Annotated in this window: 24 protein-coding genes, 3 tRNA genes and 1 pseudogene; 16 read left to right on the top strand and 12 right to left on the bottom strand. The window is 41.6% G+C overall.

Annotated features, from left to right (window positions below; translation table 11 throughout):
- Positions 1-103: 103 nt before the first annotated feature.
- Together HWQ38_RS38395 and HWQ38_RS38390 are read right to left on the bottom strand one after the other, a co-directional pair.
- Complete coding sequence (locus HWQ38_RS38395) at positions 104-622, bottom strand: GNAT family N-acetyltransferase (RefSeq protein ID WP_292805151.1); 519 nt, start codon at positions 620-622, stop codon at positions 104-106.
- Positions 623-647: 25 nt separating this feature from the next.
- Positions 648-2,063 carry an isochorismate synthase MenF gene (locus HWQ38_RS38390; RefSeq protein ID WP_292805149.1) on the bottom strand — a complete coding sequence of 472 codons (1,416 nt, stop codon included), beginning with the start codon at positions 2,061-2,063 and terminating at the stop codon, positions 648-650.
- A gap of 308 nt (positions 2,064-2,371) precedes the next feature.
- Here HWQ38_RS38390 and menA point away from each other — a divergent pair, with 308 nt between their 5' ends.
- Genes menA through HWQ38_RS38375 form a run of 3 tightly spaced genes read left to right on the top strand, consistent with a single transcriptional unit; the run spans position 2,372 to position 5,772 of the window.
- The gene (gene menA, locus HWQ38_RS38385) at positions 2,372-3,268 is read left to right on the top strand and encodes a 2-carboxy-1,4-naphthoquinone phytyltransferase (protein ID WP_292805146.1); all 897 of its coding nucleotides are present in this window, start codon (positions 2,372-2,374) and stop codon (positions 3,266-3,268) included.
- Positions 3,269-3,283: 15 nt separating this feature from the next.
- Positions 3,284-4,369 carry an o-succinylbenzoate synthase gene (locus HWQ38_RS38380; RefSeq protein ID WP_292805143.1) on the top strand — a complete coding sequence of 362 codons (1,086 nt, stop codon included), beginning with the start codon at positions 3,284-3,286 and terminating at the stop codon, positions 4,367-4,369.
- On the top strand, positions 4,354-5,772 hold the full coding sequence (locus tag HWQ38_RS38375; RefSeq protein ID WP_292805140.1) for a 2-succinylbenzoate--CoA ligase: 1,419 nt from the start codon (positions 4,354-4,356) through the stop codon (positions 5,770-5,772). Before HWQ38_RS38380 ends, HWQ38_RS38375 begins: the two co-directional genes overlap by 16 nt.
- Here the strand turns inward: HWQ38_RS38375 and HWQ38_RS38370 are convergent.
- The 4 genes from HWQ38_RS38370 to HWQ38_RS38355 form a co-directional block, all read right to left on the bottom strand.
- Positions 5,765-6,211 carry a thioesterase family protein gene (locus tag HWQ38_RS38370; RefSeq protein WP_292805137.1) on the bottom strand — a complete coding sequence of 149 codons (447 nt, stop codon included), beginning with the start codon at positions 6,209-6,211 and terminating at the stop codon, positions 5,765-5,767. The two genes, HWQ38_RS38375 and HWQ38_RS38370, sit on opposite strands and share 8 nt — an antisense overlap.
- Before the next feature lie 75 nt (positions 6,212-6,286).
- Positions 6,287-6,745: a type II toxin-antitoxin system VapC family toxin gene (locus HWQ38_RS38365; protein WP_292805134.1), complete on the bottom strand. Its 459-nt coding sequence runs from the start codon at positions 6,743-6,745 to the stop codon at positions 6,287-6,289.
- Entirely contained in the window at positions 6,742-7,011 is a 270-nt protein-coding gene (locus HWQ38_RS38360) for a hypothetical protein (RefSeq protein WP_292805131.1), read from the bottom strand. The genes HWQ38_RS38365 and HWQ38_RS38360 overlap by 4 nt, the downstream gene beginning before the upstream one ends.
- A gap of 117 nt (positions 7,012-7,128) precedes the next feature.
- Positions 7,129-7,509: a hypothetical protein gene (locus HWQ38_RS38355; RefSeq protein ID WP_292805128.1), complete on the bottom strand. Its 381-nt coding sequence runs from the start codon at positions 7,507-7,509 to the stop codon at positions 7,129-7,131.
- Between the two features lie 117 nt (positions 7,510-7,626).
- Between HWQ38_RS38355 and HWQ38_RS38350 the strand changes: the two genes are divergently transcribed.
- The 4 genes from HWQ38_RS38350 (at position 7,627) to HWQ38_RS38335 (ending at position 10,255) form a co-directional block, all read left to right on the top strand.
- Positions 7,627-7,836, top strand: coding sequence for a hypothetical protein (locus HWQ38_RS38350; protein ID WP_292805125.1), 210 nt, complete (start codon positions 7,627-7,629; stop codon positions 7,834-7,836).
- A gap of 130 nt (positions 7,837-7,966) precedes the next feature.
- Positions 7,967-8,743, top strand: coding sequence for a DUF6884 domain-containing protein (locus HWQ38_RS38345; protein ID WP_292805122.1), 777 nt, complete (start codon positions 7,967-7,969; stop codon positions 8,741-8,743).
- A complete protein-coding gene (locus HWQ38_RS38340; RefSeq protein ID WP_292805119.1) occupies positions 8,740-9,651 on the top strand; it encodes a hypothetical protein in 912 nt (303 codons plus the stop codon). Before HWQ38_RS38345 ends, HWQ38_RS38340 begins: the two co-directional genes overlap by 4 nt.
- On the top strand, positions 9,596-10,255 hold the full coding sequence (locus tag HWQ38_RS38335; RefSeq protein ID WP_292805116.1) for a hypothetical protein: 660 nt from the start codon (positions 9,596-9,598) through the stop codon (positions 10,253-10,255). Before HWQ38_RS38340 ends, HWQ38_RS38335 begins: the two co-directional genes overlap by 56 nt.
- 11 nt (positions 10,256-10,266) lie before the next feature.
- Here the strand turns inward: HWQ38_RS38335 and HWQ38_RS38330 are convergent.
- Together HWQ38_RS38330 and HWQ38_RS38325 are read right to left on the bottom strand one after the other, a co-directional pair.
- Positions 10,267-10,351, bottom strand: a tRNA-Ser gene (locus HWQ38_RS38330).
- A 131-nt stretch (positions 10,352-10,482) separates the two neighbouring features.
- Positions 10,483-11,403: a TIGR04168 family protein gene (locus tag HWQ38_RS38325; protein ID WP_292805447.1), complete on the bottom strand. Its 921-nt coding sequence runs from the start codon at positions 11,401-11,403 to the stop codon at positions 10,483-10,485.
- A gap of 149 nt (positions 11,404-11,552) precedes the next feature.
- Here HWQ38_RS38325 and nadA point away from each other — a divergent pair, with 149 nt between their 5' ends.
- The 3 genes from nadA (at position 11,553) to HWQ38_RS38310 (ending at position 12,893) form a co-directional block, all read left to right on the top strand.
- Positions 11,553-12,527: a quinolinate synthase NadA gene (gene nadA / locus HWQ38_RS38320; protein ID WP_292805113.1), complete on the top strand. Its 975-nt coding sequence runs from the start codon at positions 11,553-11,555 to the stop codon at positions 12,525-12,527.
- A gap of 121 nt (positions 12,528-12,648) precedes the next feature.
- Positions 12,649-12,734: transfer RNA gene (locus tag HWQ38_RS38315), tRNA-Tyr, on the top strand.
- 87 nt (positions 12,735-12,821) lie between these two features.
- Positions 12,822-12,893: transfer RNA gene (locus HWQ38_RS38310), tRNA-Thr, on the top strand.
- Between the two features lie 134 nt (positions 12,894-13,027).
- Here the strand turns inward: HWQ38_RS38310 and HWQ38_RS38305 are convergent.
- Positions 13,028-13,351: a hypothetical protein gene (locus HWQ38_RS38305; protein ID WP_292805110.1), complete on the bottom strand. Its 324-nt coding sequence runs from the start codon at positions 13,349-13,351 to the stop codon at positions 13,028-13,030.
- 605 nt (positions 13,352-13,956) lie between these two features.
- On the opposite strand from HWQ38_RS38305, the gene HWQ38_RS38300 reads away from it, so the two are divergent.
- Entirely contained in the window at positions 13,957-15,177 is a 1,221-nt protein-coding gene (locus tag HWQ38_RS38300; protein ID WP_292805444.1) for an ABC transporter substrate-binding protein, read from the top strand.
- Between the two features lie 16 nt (positions 15,178-15,193).
- On the opposite strand, the gene HWQ38_RS40730 is transcribed toward HWQ38_RS38300, so the two are convergent.
- Positions 15,194-15,328: a hypothetical protein gene (locus HWQ38_RS40730; RefSeq protein WP_366933403.1), complete on the bottom strand. Its 135-nt coding sequence runs from the start codon at positions 15,326-15,328 to the stop codon at positions 15,194-15,196.
- 70 nt (positions 15,329-15,398) lie between these two features.
- Positions 15,399-15,536: pseudogene (locus HWQ38_RS40725) on the bottom strand (type II toxin-antitoxin system Phd/YefM family antitoxin); the annotation flags it as partial.
- A gap of 45 nt (positions 15,537-15,581) precedes the next feature.
- Here HWQ38_RS40725 and HWQ38_RS38290 point away from each other — a divergent pair.
- From HWQ38_RS38290 to HWQ38_RS38280, 3 genes are all read left to right on the top strand, one after another.
- Positions 15,582-15,788, top strand: a complete 207-nt coding sequence (locus HWQ38_RS38290; protein ID WP_292805104.1) for a hypothetical protein — start codon at positions 15,582-15,584, stop codon at positions 15,786-15,788.
- A gap of 488 nt (positions 15,789-16,276) precedes the next feature.
- Complete coding sequence (locus tag HWQ38_RS38285; protein ID WP_292805100.1) at positions 16,277-16,495, top strand: hypothetical protein; 219 nt, start codon at positions 16,277-16,279, stop codon at positions 16,493-16,495.
- A 273-nt stretch (positions 16,496-16,768) separates the two neighbouring features.
- Entirely contained in the window at positions 16,769-16,993 is a 225-nt protein-coding gene (locus HWQ38_RS38280; RefSeq protein WP_292805097.1) for a hypothetical protein, read from the top strand.
- Positions 16,994-17,215: 222 nt separating this feature from the next.
- On the opposite strand, the gene HWQ38_RS38275 is transcribed toward HWQ38_RS38280, so the two are convergent.
- Complete coding sequence (locus tag HWQ38_RS38275; RefSeq protein WP_292805095.1) at positions 17,216-17,587, bottom strand: hypothetical protein; 372 nt, start codon at positions 17,585-17,587, stop codon at positions 17,216-17,218.
- 53 nt (positions 17,588-17,640) lie between these two features.
- Between HWQ38_RS38275 and HWQ38_RS38270 the strand changes: the two genes are divergently transcribed.
- Positions 17,641-18,549, top strand: a complete 909-nt coding sequence (locus HWQ38_RS38270) for a carbohydrate ABC transporter permease (protein ID WP_292805092.1) — start codon at positions 17,641-17,643, stop codon at positions 18,547-18,549.
- Positions 18,546-19,382, top strand: coding sequence for a carbohydrate ABC transporter permease (locus HWQ38_RS38265; protein WP_292805089.1), 837 nt, complete (start codon positions 18,546-18,548; stop codon positions 19,380-19,382). The genes HWQ38_RS38270 and HWQ38_RS38265 overlap by 4 nt, the downstream gene beginning before the upstream one ends.
- Positions 19,383-19,442 lie beyond the last annotated feature (60 nt).

The following is a 19,442-nucleotide window of genomic DNA, read 5'->3' as shown; positions in this document are numbered from 1 at the left end:
TACACCGGATAAATCGGTGTATTTCTAGCGTTACAGCAGTTTTCATGTATTTGAACCACATCTGTCGTAGGGGCACAGCATTGCTGTGCCCCTACAGCGTGGTCTATTTACCTGAAAATAGCTGTAATAGCTTATCTGAGTTGTCAAAAGTTTGAATTTGGCCATGCCATCGGTGATCATTTGAGAAAACCTCGTCAAAGGCTCCATTAGTGTATTGACTAATTACCTTCCTCCAAAAGGCTTGTGCACCTAAGTTAAAAGCAGTCTGCCGTACCTCCCAACTACCGGGAAACTGGTTGAAAATGTGAGTAGCTACCTGTTTACCAATGCCCTGATTTCGATACCTCTTGAGGATAAAGAACTCAGCAATAGACCTAGCATTGTTATGAAGGTAAGTGTGCTGATTAACAAGTACAAACCCTGCCAGTTTCTCATCAATTTTAACTAGAAATGGGTGCCGTTCAGGTTCTGTCCAATAGTAATCAAGATATCGATAGCCAAAGAAGCCGCAGGCATCTACATCTTTAGCTTCTATCTCACTCAGATCATACTGATATAGTTCCATCAAATTACATAGCACTGACTTTTGTTGTTGAATAGCTTTTAACACTTCTATTTTCATAAAGCATTACGGTTTGAACTATCTGTTAAACTAATGCTTTCAACAAAGCCTGAAGTTTAAGCTGCACCTCTGCAAATTCTTTGTCAGGATCAGATCCCGCCACGATACCAGCACCAGCATACAATCTTGCGCGATCGCCATCAATTAATGCTGAACGAATTCCCACAATAAACTCGCAGTTCCCCTGAGAATCTATCCAACCCAGAGGCGCAGCATACAAACCCCTTTCAAAGCTTTCATAACGACGAATTTCGGCACAGGCGACATCTCGTGCTGCACCTGCAACGGCTGGTGTAGGATGCAATTGTGCGACAATCTTTAATGGATGTATGTTAGTAGGAACTGTAGCACTTATTGGTGTCCATAAATGCTGGATGTTAGATAATTGTCGCAGGCGAGGTGCTAATATTTGGGGTAATAAACCTAGCTGGGATAGGCGTTGTGTAATGAAATCAAGTACCAGCGAATGTTCATGCTTTTCTTTTTCACTATTGAGTAAGCGATTGGCATTAACTGCATCTTCAGCAGGGGTTTTACCTCGTGGTGCAGAACCAGCTAAAGCATCAGTAATCAACTGTTGATTATTAATACTAATTAATCGTTCTGGACTGGCACCAATAAAGTTTTGTCCTTTGCCATTACTTGTAGAAAAAATATAACAGTTAGGATGTATTTGCCTAAGATTATTTAAGGATTTAACTAAGTTAAACTGATTCCTTGATTTGACATCTAATATATCTGCTAATACAATCTTACTTAAATGACGAGAGCGAATTTTTTCCAAAGCAGACACTACTGAACCTTTAAATTGAGCAGCATTCCTGACGGATTTTTGGGATAACTTTGCTGGAAAATAATCAATATTAACAGAGTAATATTCTAAAGCTTGGAGAAATTCAATTTTATTTTGTACATTTTCCAACAAGGTTTGAATATTTACATTTGCATTGATAATTATATTTGTTACTAATATACAGCGCTGATTTTTTACAGCTACTTGCCAACGTGGAAGAAAGATGGTAGCAGATGGAAATGGATAATCTAGTTGGATATTTTTATCAAAAAAACTGAAATAACAAAAAAAGTGAGGCCCAGAAAAAGGTAGGTTAGCGTTACCAAAATTAATTATTTTTTTTAGACAAGATTTGATAAAATATTCTGCTTGAGTAAAACGGTCTGCGCCATCAATCTGTAATTTTGCTACAGCATCAATTGCCGCGATCGCTTCTCCTTTACCTTTGTCCTCAAAGTAAAAATTTATTTCATTTGCTTGTGTAAGTTGATCAAATACAAGTAAAGGGTCAACTAAATCGATCTCCTGAGAGATACTGACAATTTGCCTGCAATTATTTTTGACGCACTTTTCTTGCACTGCTACCAAAAATTGATATAAATCTTTGTGGTCTACAAAGAGGTTGCTACGACATGGTGAAACTGTCATGGATATATAGTAAATTTTTTTTAAGTTAACTTCCTAAAGTGTAATTAATCGTGGTCGTATTTCTACAGGTAACATATTAAGTTGTCATTTCACCAGCGTAGAATTTGTCTTGTTTGTGGTGTTCATAGACCCTAACAAGCCAGTTCCAGCCTTGGGCTATAACCGTGAGGGTGGAGTGTTAACAATGTAAGATTAACGAGCCACAGTAAAAGTGGCAGTTGTTTTTAGCTGATGAATATCTAGCGTCTCTTTACATCGTAAAATATCAAGTGTGAGTAATATTCCGGCAATTTAATTAATCACAACTGATGACTACCAAGCAGATTTTATATCCCAACACTAAGTTATGGATGGCAGCGATTAAACCGCCAATGTACAGCGTTGCCATTATGCCCATTTGGGTAGGAACAGCAGTAGCATTTGCCGAAACTAACATTTTTAATGGTGTAGTATTTTCTACTTTTGTAACTGCGGCAATCTTAATTCTTGCCTGGGAAAATATCACTAATGATGTCTTTGATTCCGAAACGGGTATTGATCAAAATAAGCACCATTCTTTGGTGAACTTAACAGGCAATAAGCCATTAATATTTGGGATAGGAAATTTGTGTTTAAGTTTGGGGTTGCTGGGCATAGTAGCGATCGCCTTTTGGCAACAAGACCTAACTGTTATCGGTATAATTTTGCTCTGTTGCGGTTTAGGCTATATGTATCAAGGACCTCCCTTTCGCTTAGGATATCAGGGTTTAGGTGAGATTCTTTGCTTTTTTGCCTTTGGCCCCTTAGCAGTGGAGGCAGCCTACTACAGCCAAACTCAAACTTGGTCAATAACGAGTTTAGCAGCCTCAGTGATTGTCGGCATTGCCACAACCTTAATTTTGTTTTGTTCACACTTTCACCAAGTTAAGGATGACATAGCAGCAGGCAAGCGATCGCCTATCGTCCGTCTGGGAACCCAAAAAGGCGCTCAACTCCTAGTTTGGTTTACTGCTAGCATTTATCCCCTCACCTTGCTGTTTGTGCTATTGGGAATTTCTCCAGCTTGGACGTTACTAAGTTGGGTGAGTTTACCCTTTGCCTTCAAATTATGCCGCCATGTCCAAGAAAATCATAACCAGCCGGACAAAGTTAGTAACTGTAAATTCATCGCCGTAGCCGTGCATTTCTGGGCTTGTTTGTTGTTTGGACTGGGATTTATGCTTTAGTAAAATTATTAATTGATGCGTTATCAATTTAAATTTCGTCCTTATCAGCGAAGATTTTTGCGATCGCTTACCACTAATCACGGTAACTGGGATATTCGTGAAGGTATTATCCTACGTCTCACCGATGAATCAGGTAAAGTCGGCTGGGGAGAAATTGCCCCCATTAGCTGGTTTGGTTCCGAAACCCTAGAACAAGCCTTAGATTTTTGTCGCCAACTCCCAGCAGAAATTACAGACGAGATAATTTTCTCCATCCCAGATGAGTTACCTGCTTGTCAATTTGGCTTTGAGTCAGCGCGAGAGTGGGGAGAGACGCGATTAATCGCGTCTGTACTAGGGAGTGAATTCTTTTCCATGCCCAATACTTCTCTACGAGAGGCTGCGCCAACGACTTCTCTACGAGACGCTACGCGAACGCTCAGTACAGGTGCACCATGCCCAATGTCCAATGCCCAATCTTTCAGTGCCTTATTAGCACCTGGGGAAGCGGCTTTAAATCAATGGGAAACGCTGTGGCAGCAGGGATATCGCACGTTTAAGTGGAAAATTGGTGTGTATGCGATCGCTGATGAACTAGAAATTTTTGAATCACTGATACACACCTTACCAGCCTTTACCAAACTGCGATTAGATGCTAACAGTGGACTCAACTATGAAAAAGCTAACTTATGGCTGTGGACTTGCGACAATCTCAAAGCAAATGGAGAACTACCCCTAGAAATTGAATTTATCGAACAACCGCTACCTGTTGAGCAATTTCAGGGGATGTTGGAATTGAGTATGAGTTATAAAACTGCGATCGCTTTAGATGAATCTGTCGCCACACTTGGGCAACTCGCCGCCTGTCATCAACAAGGTTGGCGAGGGATTTTTGTGATTAAGCCTGGGATAGTTGGATCACCATCTCGTTTGAGAAAGTTTTGCCACCAGCATCAAATTGATACTGTGTTTTCATCAGTATTTGAAACTGCGATCGCAAGACAAGCAGCACTCCAGCTAGCAGCAGAATTATCCAAAAACAACAGAGCAATTGGTTTTGGCATCGACCATTTTTTTGAACAAGAAGATACGTGGCTTCAAAGTTTATGGAACGACCTTTAGACTGTCTTAATAACCTTGCTCAGGATGATTGGCTTATCGGTTACAACAGCCATCAATTTAATCAAATAGCTCAAGAATTGTATTTAGAACTAACACAGTTATCAACGTGTGCAACACCACCAAAAATTATTATAGCTGAACGCGAACCATTACGATTTCTAGCAAGTTTTATTGCTGCTTGTGCAGCTAACTGTCCAGTTTTTCTGTGTAACCCCGACTGGGGAACACAAGAATGGCAACAAGTCCTTGATTTAGTACAGCCAGACATTATTTTGGGAGTAGGGAATAGGGAATGCGAAATAGGGAATGGGAATAATTACCAATGCCCAATACTTCGACAACGCTCAGTACAAGTGCCCAATGCCCCATGCCCAATGATTATGATTTCCACAGGTGGTTCATCAGGACAGATTAAGTTTGCCATCCACACTTGGGAAACTCTCATAGCATCTGTACAAGGATTTACAGAATACTTTCAACTAAAACAAGTTAATTCCTTTTGTGTATTACCGCTATATCATGTTAGCGGTTTAATGCAATTTATGCGCTCTTTTACTAGCGGAGGTAAACTGGCAATTCTGCCATTCAAAGCAGTAGAAGCAGGTCAAATATTAAATATTAAACAATCAGAATTTTTCATATCTTTAGTCCCAACGCAGTTACAACGTCTTTTAGAAAATCCCGAATTAACTGAATGGTTATCCCAATTTAATACTGTACTTTTAGGAGGTGCGCCAGCATGGAACGAACTACTAGAAAAAGCCAGATTTCATTGCATCCGGTTAGCACTTACCTATGGCATGACAGAAACCGCCTCTCAAATTGCTACCCTCAAACCAGATCATTTTCTGAGCGGTAAAATTAGCAGTGGTCAAATTCTTCCCCATGCAAAAGTAACTATTCGCAATCAGCAAAGCGAGATTTTAAATTCAAATCAAATCGGAAATATCACCATTAATGCTCAATCTTTAGCCCTTGGTTACTATCCTAAAACCAGAGAAAATCAGGATATTTTTCAAGTAGATGATTTAGGTTTTTTAGACGACCAAGGTCATTTAAATATAGTCGGACGTAGCAGCGACAAAATTATTACAGGTGGCGAAAATATTTACCCAGCAGAGATTGAATCAGCTATACAAGCCACTCAAATGGTTGCTGATATTTGTGTCATTGGCATCCCAGATAAACACTGGGGACAAGTATTAACAGCGATTTACATTCCCAAACAATCAGATACCTCTGCCTTAAAAATCCAAACTCTACTTAAAGAGAAACTCAGCAAATTTAAAATCCCCAAATATTGGATTCCCCAGCAAAACTTACCCCGTAACTCCCAAGGTAAAATTAACCGTCAACAGTTACAGCAAATAGCCACAGAATTCCTACAAAATTCCATCACATAATCTCTCTCGACTTTCTTCTCTCAGCGCCCTCTGCGTCTCTGCGGTTCGTTTCCAACCACTGGATTATCTCATCAGGTAATTCCTGCTTACTTCTACTACTTGCATCAATACAAACATGGCGAGTAATAGCCTTAGCAACTACCACCTCACCCACAGTAATTTCATAAGTAATTTCAAACTTATCAACACCTATTTTTTGGGGAATTAAGCTAATCAGCAACTTGTCCCCGACAAACATAGGGCGCAAAAAATCGACACTAGTATGAACAATGGGGAAAGCCACAGACGGATTCGTGAAAAAATCTTTGATATTAATACTTGATGCTTCTAAAGATTCTTCATAAGCTTCATGGCAAATACCCAAAACGTTAGCAAAATAAACTACTCCAGCAGCATCAGTATCTTGAAAGCGAACCGTGCGGTTGTAAGTAAAAGGCATTTTTGATAATTTGAAATTCAAAAATAAAAACGGTAGGCAATAAGTCTGCTTTGCAAACTAATTAGGCGATCGCTTCTACATTAACTCCAACGGCGGAACCTCAAAGTCATTAAACGAGCAAACATTGTAAGACAAAGCTGCTAAAGCTTTCACTAGCTTACCGTCGAGAGTCAGCAAAGTAGCACCTACCTGCTGGGAAAGCGCTACATAAGAAGCATCGTAGGCAGAAGTTCCATAACTCAAGCTTATAGTAACTGCATCCGCCATCAAATCAGCTGTTGAAACAACACGCAACGGAAAAGCTTTCAGAGTGGCTAAATCTGTCTGAACCTCAGCAGCAGTGTACATCCTTGCACGGACATACTTCCAGAACGTGTTAGCACACTCAATGTAAAAAAGGTCTGGAACAAAAATTTCTGTCTGTGGATTGGCGAGATGGCCGAAGAGTTGATTAACTTTGGCAGTTAGTGGGTCAGCAATAAAATACTTGATGCCCACACTGGTATCAACCACGCATCTAAGAGGATTGCTCATCTATCGCGGTCTTCTCGAATTAGTTCAGTACTATCAGGTAATCCAAAGTCTGCTGGATTCACACGGCGACGCTGGCGACTAATTTCCTCTAGGAGTTTTGGGACATTTTTTCGCCTTTCCTCTTCCGTTGGCTGTGTTTTTGCCTGCAAAGCGTTCTGCAAGATTGTAATAACTTGAGCATCAATTGAGTTATTTTCAGCTTTAGCTAACTCTTGCAGTTGTTGGTATAACTCATCAGGTATGTTTAGCGCATGAAGGGTAGCCATTGATTGACCTCCCAAAATAATTTATTGCTAATCGTAACATGATGTAAGCAAGAAGGGATTTCATGGAGAAAACTCCTCTTACAGGAGAGGAGTACAGTAAGTGTTATGGTTTAGATGCTATTTATTGAGTGTTTCAATTGCTTCTTGAATCAATTGCTTAGTCTTGTGAAGATTTAGCAGTCTAGTTTGGTCATAGCGTTCAGGGAGTGGAAGTAACTTACCCTCTAGCGTTGCCCGAATTAGCGCAGCTTGTTCATTAGTAGGTTCTCCGATTTCATAAAGCATCGTGCCGAGCGCCTCAGAACTTCTCCAACTAGGATTCCTTAAACCTGTTTTGTGGTCTTTGAACTGCTGAATAGCTTGGACTGGAAAAGTCAATAACGGAGTAATCCAGCTTATTTTATACCCTGGATTCCCTACTGCCTTGATTCCGTACCGTGCAGCTAAGTCTTTCAATTCTTTAAGCGTTTTGCTTTCAAGTTCAGAACGTGTAAACATAGAAATGCCTAATTTTCTAATTGGGTTTGGCAGCTACCCCAACTTGCAAGGGTCGGCTAGCTGCCAATTAAATTATCGCACGACTTCATGCGATACAATTGGTATATAAAAATTTTTATGCCTAATTACGAAGAAAAACCTTATTTAAAAAAGCATCAATTTGCCACTGATAGAGAAGAACCATTAACCGCAAAAATAACTCTCAGACTTCCCCCATCCATGCTGGAAAAATTAAAAAGTCTAGATAACTACCCAGAATTTGTCAGGCAAGCAATTTGGGATGCGCTAAATAAGCTAGAAAATTCAAACGACACTACAGAAGATTGATGATTTAATCCAGCATCTGATAAAAATAGCTGTTACCTCTCTGGTTGCTCGCAAAATATCCAGTATGTGACAGCAAATATTAACAACTATTTAGAAATCACGCTTATGCTTATTTAAGCAAGTAAGATATTTGACATACAAAAGTAGACTGGCGTATATTCAAAGGGTGCATTCTCAAGGACGATATTTGCTTATTGTTGCCTGCTCCCAACGCAAGCTTTCAGGTGAGGGATTAATGCCTGCGATCGCACGTTATGATGGGCCAGTTTTCCATTTACTGCGTCGTTTTTTGCAACAAAAACCCCCAAATCCACCAGATACATATGTCCTCTCAGCTGAGTTTGGACTTATCTTCCAGGATTATCCTATTCCGTGCTATGATCGCCGAATGACAAAGCAGCGATCTCAACAGTTGCAGCCAGAGGTAATTGCTAAATTACACCATATTCTCAATGCCAGACTTTACCCAGAAATTTGCATATGTCTGGGTCGTGATTATTTCAAAGCATTAGAAGGATACGATAGAGTTATTCAATCAGGCTCAGATGTGCAAATTGCTACAGGTTCTCTAGGGAAAAAACTTGTCAAGCTGCACACCTGGCTATATGGCAAGCCTCCTGAGCTAAATCAAAATCATTCAACCAATACCCTTCGAGGCAAAGCTTGTCTTAGAGGAGTAGAAGTTGAAATGACATCTGCACAGGTACTTGATGCAGCTCGTCAGGCTTTAGCAGAGGGAAAGGGTAATCCAGCCTCTTATCAGTCATGGTATTTACTGGTTGATGGACAACGGGTATCTCCTAAGTGGCTAGTGAGTTACCTGACAGGATTACCTGTCAGTTCTTTTCATTCAAGTGAGGCTAGGCGAATACTAGCCCAGCTAGGTGTTGAGGTTAGTTGTTTATGAATTTCCAAGACGATCAAAATCAGAGTTTAACAGATGAAAAGCTGCTGGAGGATTTACAGCGTCAGCCTCACATAATGATCAAGCTGTCTGAAAATGCTTTGCTCGTTGCAGAAAGTCTCCGTGATAACTATTTTAAGAACACAGCGAAATTTATTACGCACTTGCGTGGAGCAATGCGCCAAGCCGCGCGGGGAGAGCGGCAGGATCAAATATTAAGTGTTCAAGCAATTAATGATTTAAATTGGGAAGATGTTCAGGGTGAAGTTGTAACTTTTATTGATGGGGGTCTAGGACAAGTTCAAATGTTTAGTCCCGTTCCTATCCTGCTGCGGGTTGGTTCTTATCGTGTTAAGACTGGAGAGCGTAGTATTACAGAACGCGAACATTTTGATTATTACCCAATTATTTTAGGTGATTTGGAAGGTGGCAGTAAGGAGCGCAAAGATTTTCCAGATATTGTCCGAATTACAGCTGAACTTCTGGGTGGTCTGTCAGCCTTAAAACGAACACCTGACTTACGAGTTCTCATGTTTCATGGCCCACTAGTCTATATGATGAGTGGTTATGCAGGACATACTCCTTTTACTGAAAGAGATATTGACATATTTCTCCACCAGTACGCAGAACAACCTGGATTAGCTGAACAGTTAAAAAAAGAATTTTTACAGGAAGCTGGAATTGAAATTTACCCTAAAATAGCTCCAGATCGTTGTGATGAATGGGTAGAAAGGAGACTATTTGAACCATTATCATGGATTGCCTTTCTATATCGGCAATTGATTAAGGAAGCACAGCAAAGAAAGCCAAACATTCTTATTGCTGGTGTAGTTGAACGTGGTGAATTACCGTACAATGGAAAGAAATCTAAACTATCAACAAGGCTCATATATTCCAGTTATTCATATTAGTAATTTTTTAGAATATTATGTTGATGAAATAAAAAAATACAAAACATTACTAGATAAACCATATATTGCTTTGGGTGGTATAGTACCAAATTTATTACGTGCCACTAAAGCAATGCCTTATAAAAAAGTTTTAGAGAGCATTCACCATCTACGTGAAGAATTTAAACCTCAAAAGCTTCATGTCTTTGGTATTGGTGGTACAGCCACTCTTCATTTAGCCGCTTTGCTAGGTATAGATTCAGTAGATTCGAGCGGTTGGCGAAATCCAGCTGCTCGTGGCATGATCCAACTACCAGGAACAGGAGAAAGAATTGTGGCGGATTTGGGCAAGTGGAAAGGTCGTAGGGTAAGTCAAGAAGAAGAGAAAAGACTACAAGAATGTACTTGTCCAGCTTGCTATAAGTACGGTTTAGACGGGTTAAAAGCAAATGGTAGCTATGGCTTTTGGAATAGAGCAACCCATAATCTGTGGATACTCCTAAACGAGGCAGAACTTATTAAAGAACATTTAGATAACAAAACTTATAAAGATTGGTACAAGGGACACTTAGATAACACTACTTATCGTCCTTTAATCGAGCAAGTAGTAGAAATGTGTTTATGAGTCTATAAGAACGGAGAGGGGGAGATTCGAACTCCCGGAGGTTTTAGCCTCATCCGATTTCAAGTCGGACGCAATCGACCACTCTGCCACCTCTCCAGTAAATCTGTCAAACTTGTGCTTACCCTACTTTCAGACGCTATTCAGGCGTTTTTGTTGGTTAGCACTAAAGCTGACAGATAATACTATATCGTATCATCTACGCAGATTGCACAACTGAATGCGAATCTCTACGACACACTGCGCGATCGCTCATACAAAATTTCCTCCTCTGCCACCTGGAAGTCATTTCCCACCCAAACTAGGGAAACTTGCGAAACCACACCCGCCTCTAGGGTGATAATGGAAAAATTACGCAACTTCTCGCCGTCATTTTCCACAATTCTCGGCACAATGGCTGCATTCAAGTAAATTGTCCCCTCTGGACTTCTAAAGATGGGCTTGCGCTGCACCTTCTTGGTATGACGTAAATCTCGGTGCATGTGACCAAATGTCACCAGGGGAATGGTTTTACCAGCAGTCAAGGCTTGAGAAATCGCCTCACCAAAATCTGGATCACCAAAATCGCCGCCAATTGGGTGCCAGTCTTTGCCGCAGGGGTCTTCGGGGCGATTGCCTAACCCACTAGGCCCATTGTGACCCAAAAATATAATCGTCTGGTAAGCGGCGCTTTTCACCGCTTTCACGATGCGATCGGCAGATTCTTCCAAACTCGTCACACCGTAACGTTCTTGACAGATTTCCGCGAATTTCCACTCTGGTCCACCCCAGGTAAAGGGACGACCCCCCACTACAGTTAAATTCCAAGCGGGAAAATCCAACTTACCGTAACCGACATGGGACGCGCCTAATAAATCGAGTTGTTCCTGTACCCAGTCTTCCTTAGAGCGGTCATAAGGAGCCTTTTTGCGTCCCCATTCGGTGGCCGTATACCAAGCATCGTGGTTGCCCATTACGGCTGCTTTGGGAATATCGAGGGAGGCGATCGCTCTGACCACTTCCACCGATTCATTGCCAAAATCCCCGACAAACAGCGCTAAGTCAACACCCAGATGCTTGAGTGCAATACCATCTTCCACTTCCCATTGGTCGTGAACATCTCCAATTACAGCAATTTTGAGGGTTATCGATTGAGTTTTCTGACTGGTCATGCCACTTTCCTTGCCGTCTATCTCCAGGATATGAAACTCAGCCCGATTTGGACACAACCCCAAAATATCAACCGTCCACTATTTTTGGTAAAAACTACTATAATTGATTCCACAAGACATAAATTTGCAACTTAAAGCACCCCCTAACTGTGTTTACCACTGCACTAGCTCAACGAGAAAACACCCAACTGGGTGAACTACCACTAGATTTGTTTGCCGCCATTGAGAGTCTCAAAAAAGAACTCAACGCAGTTATCCTGGCACATTATTATCAAGAGCCAGATATTCAGGATATTGCCGACTTTATTGGGGATTCATTACAACTGGCGAAAGCCGCAGAAAAAACCAATGCGGATGTGATCGTCTTTGCTGGTGTTCACTTCATGGCAGAAACAGCAAAGATACTTAATCCCGATAAATTAGTACTTTTACCAGATTTGAATGCTGGTTGTTCTTTAGCCGACAGTTGTCCACCAGATGAGTTTGCAGCTTTTAAAGCAGCGCATCCAAATCATCTGGTGGTGTCTTACATCAACTGTTCTGCTGATATCAAGGCGATGAGCGATATTATTTGCACTAGTTCCAACGCTGTGAAAATTGTCCAGCAGATCCCGAAGGATCAGCCGATTATTTTTGCTCCAGATCGGAATTTGGGGCGGTATGTCATGGAACAGACTGGACGAGATTTGGTGCTATGGCAAGGTAGCTGTGTTGTCCATGAAACCTTTTCCGAAAAGAAAATTGTCCAGTTAAAAATTGCCCATCCCGAAGCAGAGGCGATCGCACACCCAGAATGTGAAAGTAGTGTATTGCGCCACGCCAGCTTTATTGGCTCCACAGCCGCCTTACTCAAGTATTGTCAAAATAGCCCCACCAAAGAATTTATCGTTGCTACGGAGCCGGGAATCATTCACCAAATGCAAAAACTATCTCCTGACAAGCGTTTTATTCCTGCGCCACCAATGAATAACTGCGCTTGTAACGAATGCCCGTTTATGCGGTTAAACACCCTAGAAAAGCTTTACTGGGCAATGAAAAATCGTACTCCCGAAATTACCATGTCAGAGGATATTCGTCTGGCTGCACTGCGACCAATGCAACGAATGCTGGAGATGAGCGTGTAACTAGTATTTTTTATATATGGTAGAGACGCAACAAAACTGGGTCTCTACCTACAAGTTATTTTTTCTAACCACTTGCAATTTCTAAAACATGGTGCTAAGATTTTGAATCGTGAGACAAATTGGGTCGGTGTCCGAGTGGTTAATGGAGACGGACTGTAAATCCGTTGGCTAGCGCCTACGCTGGTTCAAATCCAGCCCGGCCCACCACTTGCGAAGTTATAGGTTATAATGACTGGGTAAAGAGCAAAGCTCCCAGCATTGTAACTTACAACTGAAAAATCAAAGTTATATTTTGCCCGTGTGGCTCAGTGGTAGAGCACACCCTTGGTAAGGGTGAGGTCACGAGTTCAATCCTCGTCACGGGCTTTTTAAAATGACCAAACAACCAACGTAAAGTCAAGGGTTTTAGCCTTCTGAAGAGATTTAGCTGTAGCAATGCTCTTGTTTCTGTTGAAAATACTGTCATCAGTAATTGTTCCGTTAATACTACAAAAAACCCTTTACCAATTTTTTTGAAGAACAAAACTACCGTAAATTATAGATAGTTCAAAGATGTCTGTGGTAATTACAGCAGCTTTCTTATGGGATTCTGCACCGATAGAAAAGCCGATGAGATCAGCTTCTGGTTCATGTATTTCCTCTGAGTCATGTACACTCCACCTTATGTCATGACAATCCTGAAAAACTAGCACATAAGGCAAGCGATCCTCGGTAGGATCGTACACACATTCAACTGATACTTCGTTTCCCCATAGAGACACATTTACACTTGTAATTAGCGATGTCAAACCACTAAGTTTAAGTAAATGATAATCGTCCGGCATATTAATTACTCACCATTTCTCCAGTACTGTGTGTTCCAGGTATTTGATTACCAAATTCATCTCGTGTTCTAAGCAGACTACCATCTTTGTTAAGGCGCAATCCCCTGTTTATTCGAGAGCCATCAAGTCCATATTTTGGTGCTGGTGTACGTACAACTTCTCCGTCAGGGCGAAAAGTAAAAGAAGAGTCCAAATTACAAATAATTTAGATATACTTTTCTTTATCTTTAATAAGACTGGTTTTAACTCCTCACAACCAAAGATAAATATGGGTAGAACTTACATCTAGGTTGTCTGACAGGAGTGGAGAATGAGGTCAGTAAAAATACGAGGATTGAGAAGTATTTTGAAAACTGAACCAAAATAAGGAAAATATCTATTTCTACTGCTGGATACTATTCAAACTTCACCTAGCTAGAGTCACCGTGCCATTTGGGGAAGAGTTGACTTGAGCCTCAACTAGGCAAGGAAGTTGCGCGGTATTAGCTAAAAAATGCTTTATAAATCAAGTTGTTTAGCTAATTACCAAGATTTTTTCTTAACTTGTTAGCAATGGTTATCTGTCTGTGATCAAGAAAAGATTATTTAATTTTTTGGGATTAGTGATGGCGATCGCGATCGCCATTATTGCTTGTCAAAGTATACAATTACCAAGCAAACCCTCAGCATCTACCGCAGTCACCATTAAACTCAGTGGTTGGGGAGGCTCTCCTGTTGAGCAAAAACTCTTGAGACAAGTACTGCAAGACTTTGAAGCACAACATCCAACTATTAAGGTCAAATATGAAGTAATCTCCGACCAATATATGGATGTAATTAAAACTCGTTTGGTTGGGGAAGCCGCGCCTGATGTCTTTTATCTGGATGCGCTGGAAGCTCCTTTTTTAATGAGTCAAAATGTCCTGGAACCGTTAGATGCTTACATCACTCCTAAATTTGACCTAGTAGACTTCGAGGAGAACCTACTCGACAGCTTTAAGTATCAAAACCAGATTTATGGTCTTCCTAAAGACTATTCCACGCTTGCCCTGTTTTATAACAAAAAAGCCTTCGCCGCCGCCGGCTTGAGTAATCCGCCAGCTACTTGGGATGAATTACGTACCTACTCCAAACAATTGACAGGCAAAATTAACAGATACGGCTTTGGAGAAATTCCAGAATTGGCGCGTCAGGCTTATAAAATTAAAGCCTTTGGTGGACAACTAGTTAATCAAAATGGTTATGCAACCTTTGCGAGTGCAGCAGGTTTACAGGGTTTAGAGTTAGTGGTAGACCAGTATCAAAAAGACCGCTCCTCTGCCCAAAAATCTGATGTAGGGACAAACTCAGGTAGTGAAATGTTTGGTCAGAGTAAAGTGGCAATGGTGATTGAAGGTAATTGGGCAATTCCCTATTTAACTGAAACCTTTCCTCAACTAGAGTTTGCTACCGCGCAATTGCCTACTATTAATGACAAAAAACATACTATGGTTTTTACCGTTGCCTACGTGATGAATAAGCAAGCACAGCACAAAGCCGAAGCTTGGGAGTTGATTTCCTATCTCACGGGTAAAGAAGGGATGCAGAAGTGGACAGGAACAGGGTTTGCTTTGCCAACACGTAAATCAGTAGCAAAGAATTTGGGCTATGACCAAGACCCGTTGCGATCGCCATTAGTCGCGGGAGTTAATTATGCTACACCGTGGCAGGTAGGTCAGTATCCAAGTGCGATCGTGAATAACTTTGATAATCAGTTTGTTAGCGCCTTATTGGGACAACAACCATTAAAGCAGGCGATCGCGCGAGGGCAGAATGATGCGAATCAGCAGATTAAGGCGATGGAGTAAGCAATCTTTCTTACCTCTAACAAATCACTTTTGAGTAGAAATTTGCGATCTCTTTATCGGCTGTAATTATTGCAGCTTGATGACTTCTGGCTAGTGCGACAACAACTCGATCTACTGGATCTCGATGACCCCATTTGTGGCCATTCCTCAGTAGTTGGTGTAGTTAAATCCTCAAAGTACTTCACTTTACCGCGCATCTCCCCAAATAACTCCTCTGTTGAAGGTGTTTGTGGGTATTTGGAAATTTTCACGACTGGCTTACCGCGATCGGTAACTACAATTTCTTCTCCCTCTGACTCTACAAGTCGTAAGAACTCAAGAAGTTGAGATTTGAGTTCACTTTTGGAAATTGATTTCATAAAAACCGGAGTCATGACTATAGTCATATTTTAATAGGGCATAGCATGAACTATTACTCAATATTTACTGGTTATCACCAAGACCCATTGCGATCGCTCTTGGAACCAGTGCCAGGTATTGGAAAATTCCGAAGTGCAAAAGATTGCAGAAAAGTTTACTCGTACCAGTTGCTTCAAACCTTTAAAATTTGCTATCCTTGGTTTTGGTTGCTTTCCCCCGTCCTTGTTCGTTACTCACGAGAACGCCCATAGCAGATTGGTTTTTAGAGAGAATCGGTCCAATGCTTTCTTAGGGGGACGGAAAAACGGAAAGGAACCGCGTAGCTGCTTAGGTGTTCGTTCATTCAACCTAACTTCAGGGCTAGCCTTGAAGAAACTTAGGATGACTGTGTTTTATATACAGATGTCCATAGTTTGTCATAGATTGCTGTTGCAATCTGTGATTTGAGTTTGTATGCACGAATACCCGGTCAAGTAAAGCAGCACAAAAATAAGCTTTTAGCTACCGGAATTGTTGCAAACGCTCTCTTCAAGGCAAGCCTCCTAGATTAAACCCAAGGAGGTGAAAAAAGTGCAACATTCTATCAAATCTCTAAGCAATAGCAATAAGAGCGCATTCAATGCGGATGCCCCAGGCTGTTTATGTCTGGGGCTTTTGCTTTTGTGGTTGCTCGTTGCAAAAAAAAGCCCGGAATCTCTCCAGGCCGAATTTCAATTAAACTCACTCTCATCATAAAATTATGTTCACCAAAAAAAAGACTTCGCCCCTGCCTCCCAAGAGAAACTTGCCTCCTGGGAAGCCTCCTTACTGGTTGCTTGTCCTTGTAGCGATCGCTCCTATCTTTGCTGCCATCCTATCCGGCTGTAACCCTGTGAGCTTTTACCTGAGAGGGCTAGGAATTGAGTATCAGTTCCAAAAGGGGACTTGTCAGCTTCCCCTAAATCAGCCACAGAAGTAGGATGACGTAATCATCAAGATGCCTAGTGGTGCGTGGCTTGCCGCCGTAGGCATCGCTGGGCATTCTAATTTATTAGGACTTACGCAAAATATCTCTCAAACTCTGATTTCTCCGTGTCGCGCCAGTTGCTACAAGTCGGGGAACCCGCCCAACGCACTGGCTTCTCTGCGCCTCTGCGGTTCGTTATTCCGTAACTCGTGCGTAAGTCCTATTTATAAAAGGCTTGAGAATGTCCCTATCTAGAATAAGATCAGGTTTACTAATTATTTGGCAATGGAAGTTTCAAAACTTACGACTAAAATCGATAAATCAGGATATTTAAATCTTAATATTCCAACACAGTTACCAGCTGGAGATGTGAATATAGTAGTTGTTTTGAATCCAGTTTCTTCAAAAGGGAAGCAGCAAGCTAGTTATGATTTCTATGATTTGGTGGGGCGATTAACTTGGCTGGGTGATGCAGTAGCAATGCAGAGAACTCTACGCGATCAATGGTAATCGCTTTCCTAAACCAGAGACTTACTCAATGAGGTTGAAGCGATCGCTAGTACTCCTATGCTTGTTAGCAAGAGTTTACGAGAATAAAAAAGTATTTTCAACTTAATGGTTACAGATATAGCTCCAGGGCGTTGGATGTCCCTAATTATTGAAGGCAAAACATAGCCCTGTAAAGGTGAGACTAGAGATTTAGTCTCATATTCGTTTAACTTAACTCTTCACTTATTCTAAAATTTTGGCAATTCCGAGTTCAAAGGTCAAAATTCCGAGTTCAAAGGTCGAAATTCCGAGGTCAAAGGTCGGAGTTCCGAGTTCAAAGGTCGGAGTTCCGAGTTCAAAGGTCGAAGTTCCGAGTTCAAAGGTCGGAGTTCCGAGTTCAAAGGTCGGAGTTTCGAGTTCAAAGGTCGAAGTTCCGAGTTCAAAGGTCGAAGTTCCGAGTTCAAAGGTCGAAGTTCCGAGTTCAAAGGTCGAAGTTCCGAGTTCAAAGGTCGAAGTTCCGAGTTCAAAGGTCGAAGTTCCGAGTTCAAAGGTCGGAGTTCCGAGATCAAAGGTCGGAGTTCCGAGTTCAGAGGTCGGAGTACGATAAATAATCATGTACTACCGATCGCTACAGCCGGGTTAGTGCGAGATTAGGTTGAGGTTAAATAATGTTTCAAATTAACAGGCGGCGGAGTAACCCCAGGTGGAACATCACAGAAGACTTGGCTGGGTATATGTTCATGATGCCCACCATTCTGGTCTTAGGGGCTTTTGTAGTCTTACCCATTCTCTACGCCATTTTTCTTTCCTTGCAAAAAGTTCAACTCCTTGGCGGTATTGAGTACGAGTTCATCGGTTTTCGGAACTTCGCGCGATTAGCTGAAGATCAAAGGGTTTGGATTGCTTTGAGAAACACAGCAGAATATGTCGCCATTGTTGTGCCAACTCAAACTGTCCTAGCTTTAATTCTGGCGGTAACTCTGAATTCGGGGATTGGCGGTAAAAACTGGTGGCGCATCCTTTACTTTTTGCCCACAGTCACTTCTTCAGCAGTGCTGACGCTGATCTTCATGTGGATTTATAACACCGATGGACTACTAAACGATTTTCTGGCTTTTGTGCGGCTACCTACTTATAACTGGTTGGGTGATCCAGCAGTTGCGCTCAAAGGCATTATGATCATGAACATTTGGTCAACCGCGCCGTTTTTCATGGTGATTTATCTGGCGGCGTTGCAAGATATACCCCAAACACTTTATGAGGCGGCGGAACTCGATGGGGCGAATGGATGGCAGCAATTTATTTACATTACTGTCCCCTTGCTGAAGCCTGTAACCTTCTTTGTGGTAGCAGTGGGGGTGATTGGGACTTTTCAACTTTTTGACCAGTCTTACATCTTTTCTGGGGGTACTGGCGGGCCAAATAACGCTACCTTAACTGTGGTGCTGCTAATTTACCAAGCGGTGTTTCGGAATTTACAAATGGGATATGCAGCTGCGATCACATTTTTGTTAGCAGCAGTGATCATTGCCATCACTTTAATTCAGCGGCGACTGTTTGGAGGCGAACAAATTTGACTAAAATCGCTGGCTTATCCTGGCTCAAAGTCTTGTTATACGTCTTGCTGACACTTTATGCGATCGTCACCCTAATTCCCTTTCTCTGGGCACTTTCAGCATCTTTTAAGCCGCTAACAGAGATTGTCGGTGGTGAACCCAACTTTCTCCCCAAAAATTTTACTCTCGATAACTACAAGCAAATCTTTCTAGAAGAACCTTTATTTTGGCGCTGGTTGTTTAATAGTGTGGCGATCGCCGTCAGCGTCACTCTTTTAAACTTGTTGTTAAATTCAATGGCTGGTTATGCCTTGGCGAGACTGCGTTTTGTGGGTAAACGCTTTTGGTTCTTCCTAATCTTGACTGTGCTAGCAGTACCAGCGCAAATCACCTTAATTCCGACATTTTTGATTTTAAAAGCGATCGGCTGGCTGAATTCTTACCAAGGCATGATTGTGCCTAGCATGGTCAATGCCACTTTTATCTTTATGATGAGGCAATTTTTCGTTAATTTTCCTAAAGAACTAGAAGAAGCAGCTCAACTCGATGGCTTAAATACCTTTGGAATTTTCCGACATATTGTCTTACCTCTAGCAAAACCAGCACTAGCAGCACAGGCGGTTTTTGTATTCATGGGGAGTTGGAATAATTTTTTACTGCCTATAGTTATCCTATTTGACCCCGAAATGTTTACTCTCCCTTTAGGGCTGAACACCTTCAAAGGTCAATACATCAGCTATTGGAACTACATTATGGCGGCTTCTATGGTCTTCACATTGCCAGCTTTAGGCATTTACGCCTTTTTTAATCGCTACTTTATTCAAAGCGTCACCTTTACCGGAGGGAAAGGTTAATAATCATTGGGCATTGGGCATTGGGCATTGGGCATTGGGCATTGGGCATTGGGCATTGGG

Source organism: Nostoc sp. NMS7 (genome assembly GCF_017115085.1).
Lineage (GTDB): Bacteria > Cyanobacteriota > Cyanobacteriia > Cyanobacteriales > Nostocaceae > Nostoc.
The sequence above is the reverse complement of the archived record's forward strand: the minus strand, read 5'-3'. Positions and strand labels throughout refer to the sequence as shown.